Source organism: Syntrophomonas sp. UBA5494 (assembly GCF_002426325.1).
In genome coordinates this window covers 266-885 of the sequence record NZ_DIPG01000068.1, presented here as the reverse complement: position 1 = coordinate 885, position 620 = coordinate 266, and the positions used below count along the sequence as shown (strand labels likewise).

Annotated in this window: 1 protein-coding gene; it reads right to left on the bottom strand. The window is 54.8% G+C overall.

The window, feature by feature from the left end:
* Nucleotides 1-59: 59 nt before the first annotated feature.
* The coding region (locus B3W37_RS07795; protein ID WP_483175281.1) for an adenylate kinase at nt 60-620 on the bottom strand (561 nt) is incomplete at its 5' end.

Genomic DNA, 620 nt, shown 5'->3' with positions numbered 1-620 from the left:
TGGATAGCAGCCTGCTGAAACATTTAAGTATTTACCTTATGGGGGGCTTGGTCTTAGGCTTAGCAGTAATCTGCTTTTTTACCATTCAAGCCGCCGCAGATGTCAGCAAAAACTCGCTGCAAGCTTTGGTTGCCATTGATAGTCTTTAACGACCCCCGGTGGAGATAGTACGCCACCAGAGGCTCGGTCTGCCGAGCATACACAGCCAGGCGGTTGTTCACGGTTTCTTCGCTGTCATCGCTGCGCTGGTATAGCTCCCCGCCGCACTGATCACATTTCCCGGATTCTTTAGGCGGATTGAACCGGGTGTGATAGGTGGCTCCGCATTGCTTGCAGATCCTGCGCCCGGTCATGCGCGGCATCAGAACATCATCCGGCACTTCGATGTTGATCACTGCATCAAGACTGCGGTTTAAGCCCGCAAGTATCTGCTCTAAGGCATCTGCCTGAGGAACGGTACGGGGAAAGCCATCTAACAGAAAGCCTCTTTCGCAGTCGGGCTCAGCCAGGCGTTCCCTGACGATGGCGATAGTCAGTTCGTCAGGCACCAGCTGTCCCGCATCCATCACCGCTTTAGCCTCTAGTCCCAGTTCGCTGCCCTGCTTGATGGCCGCCCGGAA